Origin of the sequence: Rhizomonospora bruguierae (assembly GCF_018397995.1) — a bacterium.
Lineage (GTDB): Bacteria > Actinomycetota > Actinomycetes > Mycobacteriales > Micromonosporaceae > Rhizomonospora > Rhizomonospora bruguierae.
The window spans coordinates 1-3,892 of the sequence record NZ_BBQH01000120.1; the positions used below are offsets into that span (position 1 = coordinate 1).

The following is a 3,892-nucleotide window of genomic DNA, read 5'->3' on the forward strand; positions in this document are numbered from 1 at the left end:
CTGGGACATGATCTAGGCAATCACATCCTTGCAGGTCAGGTGCACCTTTCCTTCATCACCCTCGATCAACCAATTCCCCTCTGAACAGGGGAGGCTGGCGGTTCACACCGGGTCAGGGCCTTTTTCGTGTACGTGGTTGCCGGGCGGTTGCTCGGTGGGTGCTCGGGAGCCGTTGGACCGGGCTGGCGTTGGTGGGACATGGCGCGGTGCTCCGGGACGCCGCTCGGTGGCTGCCGGCGCGGGATGGTCGGGCGGCTGAGGTTGCGGCTGTTGGTGGTTCCGGATCGGTTCGGTGGGCGGTTCCCGAATGGGCTCGGAGCCGGTGTCCGGCGATCCTGGCGGAACGCGGTATGCCGGTTCTGCGGCTTCCGTCGTCAACTCTTCCGCTGATTCGGTGAACAGTGATCATGAAAAACGTCTCACAAACCCCGTTTTGAGGGTGCGGGAGTTCCTTCCGGGGCGCCACCGCAGCGCCGGGTCGCCGGGATGGTGGGGCGTCGACGGGGTGGGGGACCATCGATGGGTGGCCGGTGGTCGTGAGCTGTCGCCTCGGCGGTGGCGGATCCTGTCGTTCCTGGCATTGCACGGCTGGGCCACCACGAGCGACATCGCGGTGGTGGCGGGGGTGCCGCGGTTGACCGCGCACCGGGACCTCACCTGGCTGCACAGCGTGGGCTTGGTGGGCCGGGAACGGTCGGCGGAGGACCGGGCGCACGCCTGGTGGTACAGGATCACCGAGGAGGGGACCGAGCTGCTGGATCGTGATCTCGTCTTGTCGGGGCGGCCGGTGCCGTTGCGTCTGGGTCAGCGGGACTGGGGTGCGGCGCACCACCTGCTGTTCCTGCCGCTGCTGGCCGTGTCGCGGCAGGATCCGGCCCGGTGTGGGTTGTTCCAGTGGTTGACGACGGTGGACACGTCGGTGTGGCTGCGGGAGCGGGGCCTGGCGCATCTGCGCGCTGACGGGTACGGGGTGTGGCTGGAGGACGGTCGGTGTGTGCGGTTCCTGGTGCATGTGGATCCGGGCCCGGTTGGGGAGGTGATCTCCGAGCGCGAGCGTTCGACCGCCGGACTCGGGACGATTTTGGCCGGCTACCGGCGTACCGACCCGGTCGTGCCGGTCGGAGTAGTGCTGGTCATTGCCCGGGACGCGGCCCGGGAGGCCAGCCTGCTGTCTGATCTGGTGAGCCGGCCGCTGCGGGCGCCGATCGCGGTGACCACCGTTGGCCTGCTCCACCGGCACTGGCCGCATGACCAGGTGTGGAGGACCTTCGCCGCGGTAACTCGTCACCGGTTGATCGATCTCTCATTCTCTCCGAACTTCCTGAGATGAGTTGAACGGATGAGACCGCCATTAGAGAAGCGGCGCAACAATGCAGCATGGGACTGTTGCCGCCCTGGGGTCGAAATGGGAGGTGCAGCCGTGTTGTTCCGGCAGCTACAGCCGATACCTACCGGATTCTTGTTGAAATCACGTGGATAAAGCCAAGGTCCACCTGAGCCTTCCGTTAAAGGAAGTTGTTGGACGTGCAGGCTCAGATTTTCGGGAAAAGCCAACGGATCCTCAACTGCGGGATTGCTTCATCTGGAACTCAAGCTTCCGCTTCAGCCCATGCCCCCAGCCATAGTCTTTGGTCCTCCGCTGGGCGCGACCGAGCACAATGCTCGGCGCGATGTCCAATTGGTCGGCAAGTACGCGCACGGCAGCGATGTCGCGCTTGCGCGGTATGCGGTGCTCGAACGAGGGTGGGATGAGAGTGTTCGAGGCGTATATGTTCGCCTCTTCCTCGGCAGTGTTGCGATCGCCGTTTATATAGAGATCCTTGTCTCCATGCAGAAGGACATGTCCGAGCTCATGAAAGAGGGTGAACCAGAGCTGATCGTCGCTCTTCCAAAGAAGTGAGAGCTGGATGATGGGGTGTCCGCTAACCCATCGTGTGGCTCCATGGATGCCAAGTCCCGGCACGGCCGGGATGAAGCAGAGCACGACGCCGATCTCACGCAAAGCCGTGATGGCTTCCTCGATCGCGGCCACTGGCTCCTGCCTTGTGAGCGTGCGGAGCCTGGGTATCAACGCCTCTAGCCCTGGTCGGTTGAACGTAGGGACATCGCGAAGGCCGTCATGGTGACGCTCCGCCAGCGCCAACCAGACTGCGAGCGCCGGCGCATTATCCCGCCTAGCGGCGGCTCGGCGATACGCTACGCTCCCCCGCGTCCACGTGGCTTCGAAGGCTTCCAGGCTCGCCACGCCAAGCACACCGAGCAACTGCCGGACGGTGTTCGCCCGCTCTCGTGCCGGTGCAGTGATGAAGCCCCATTTGCGCAAGTAAGGAAGCGGAAACTCCCTGGCTCGCTCGTACTGCGAGTCGAGGTCGGCGCTTGCGGCCTCGCGAGCGAGGGCATCACGATAGCCAGACTCATACATGTTCCAGAGACGCGAAGGGATACCTGTCACTCGCTCTAGCGCGAGAGCAAGAGGATGTGACAGCGGTGCCTTTCCGCTAAGCAGCTCGCTGACATGCTTTGGGGTCACGCCTAGACGGCGTGCCAACTCGGCGGCGTTAATGCCTTCATCCTCCATCCACTCGGCGATGAAATCGCCGGTGGTGACGACGTAATCCAGTGTGGTGGACATGTTCCGCTCCTATCCTCCTGGATCCCTAGTGGTAGTCGACGATCTCGACTACGACAACCGTGTTCACTTCGCGCTCTTCAGGCCTTACGATAAGCCGCCAGTTCGCGGTTAACCGTGCCGACCATTGTCCCGCGCGATCGCTCGTGAGCTCCTCCCAACGGCCCGGCCCGTCCAGCACGTCCGCCATCTCATCGACGTAGGTCAGCTCGGCAAGCCGGAGTTTCAGCTTCTTCGCGACATTTGCACCGTAAGTGGCCTGCATCCGACGTTCGTCGGTGCAGACCCGCTTCAGGTCTCGTGTCGCGTAGTCGAGCTGCATAGTTGGATGTTACCTGAATCGTAACACTAGCTTGAGCGGGGTGGTAGGACCATCGCGGTGACCTAGGACGCCACCGCGTGCGATCTGCTCGGAACCAGCGGCCTGTCGCGTCAGGCTCGTGAGAAGGTCAAAGTGGGCACAGTGCTCCAGTACCGCGTCGTCTGCTGCGCTGAGCTGGCCGTATGTATGGAGAAAGCTCGCGCGTAGGTCTGGGCGGTGGGGCCACACCCGAGTAGCGAGTCGTACGAGGTCGCGGGCGGGTAGGTCGAAGCGGCTGTGCTCGAAGTCGACCAGCCTGACCACCCCATCGTCGCTGTAGAGCATGTTGCGGGGCATGAAGTCGAGGTGGCACGGAAGAGCGGGCAGCGGTGCTAGCTCTTGGAGAGCCCGCATGTGCGCGCGTACCTCGGCCCTGCGGGCAGCGGTGATGCGGTCCCCGGCCTGGTGGATCCAGTACTCGGCACGTTCTGCGAGCCGGGCCGTCCAGTCTGGTTCGAGGCGGGGTGGTCCAGCGGCGTGCAGTGTCTTGAGTAGTTCTCCTGCCTGCCGGTAGACGCTCTGCTCGGCCTCGCGGCCGAGCTGCCGCTCGGCGAGCGGGACTCCCGCTACGGCGGTGATGACGATGGCTGGTGGGTCGTCGGTTGTCGCGAGCAGTTGGGGTGCCCTGTCTCCGAGGGCAGGAACCCAGGTCCGGTAGGCGTGAACTTCCTGGTGGTGTCGTTCCAGGCCCCGATGGATTTTGACAATGACGTCTCCATGGGCGGCCGTCGAGGCGCGGAGGACGCGAGTGCCCGCGTGCCCGGGGTGCGAGGTCACGGGCTTGGCGTTGGCGTCGAGGAGCCGTTGGCAGAGCGAGAGGTGAACGTTGACGTCAGCCATGGCGGGGTTGGAGGTGTCGGGTGTCGTTGTGGCAGGCGAGTTGCCAGATGGTGCGGCCGAAT

General features: G+C 64.2%; 4 protein-coding genes. 1 reads left to right on the forward strand and 3 read right to left on the reverse strand.

The annotated features are described in order from the left end of the window. The first annotated feature begins 523 nt into the window (after positions 1–523). The gene (locus KJS59_RS30230) at positions 524–1,330 is read left to right on the forward strand and encodes a helix-turn-helix domain-containing protein (RefSeq protein WP_249715163.1); all 807 of its coding nucleotides are present in this window, start codon (positions 524–526) and stop codon (positions 1,328–1,330) included. A 231-nt stretch (positions 1,331–1,561) separates the two neighbouring features. On the opposite strand, the gene KJS59_RS30235 is transcribed toward KJS59_RS30230, so the two are convergent. The 3 genes from KJS59_RS30235 to KJS59_RS30245 all read right to left on the reverse strand — a co-directional run. Next, on the reverse strand, positions 1,562–2,632 hold the full coding sequence (locus KJS59_RS30235) for an ImmA/IrrE family metallo-endopeptidase (RefSeq protein ID WP_213457352.1): 1,071 nt from the start codon (positions 2,630–2,632) through the stop codon (positions 1,562–1,564). 25 nt (positions 2,633–2,657) lie between these two features. Then, entirely contained in the window at positions 2,658–2,951 is a 294-nt protein-coding gene (locus KJS59_RS30240) for a type II toxin-antitoxin system RelE/ParE family toxin (RefSeq protein WP_213457354.1), read from the reverse strand. 9 nt (positions 2,952–2,960) lie between these two features. Beyond that, positions 2,961–3,892, reverse strand: a 932-nt coding sequence (locus KJS59_RS30245; protein WP_306345211.1) for a phosphotransferase enzyme family protein, incomplete at its 5' end; no start/stop codon positions are given.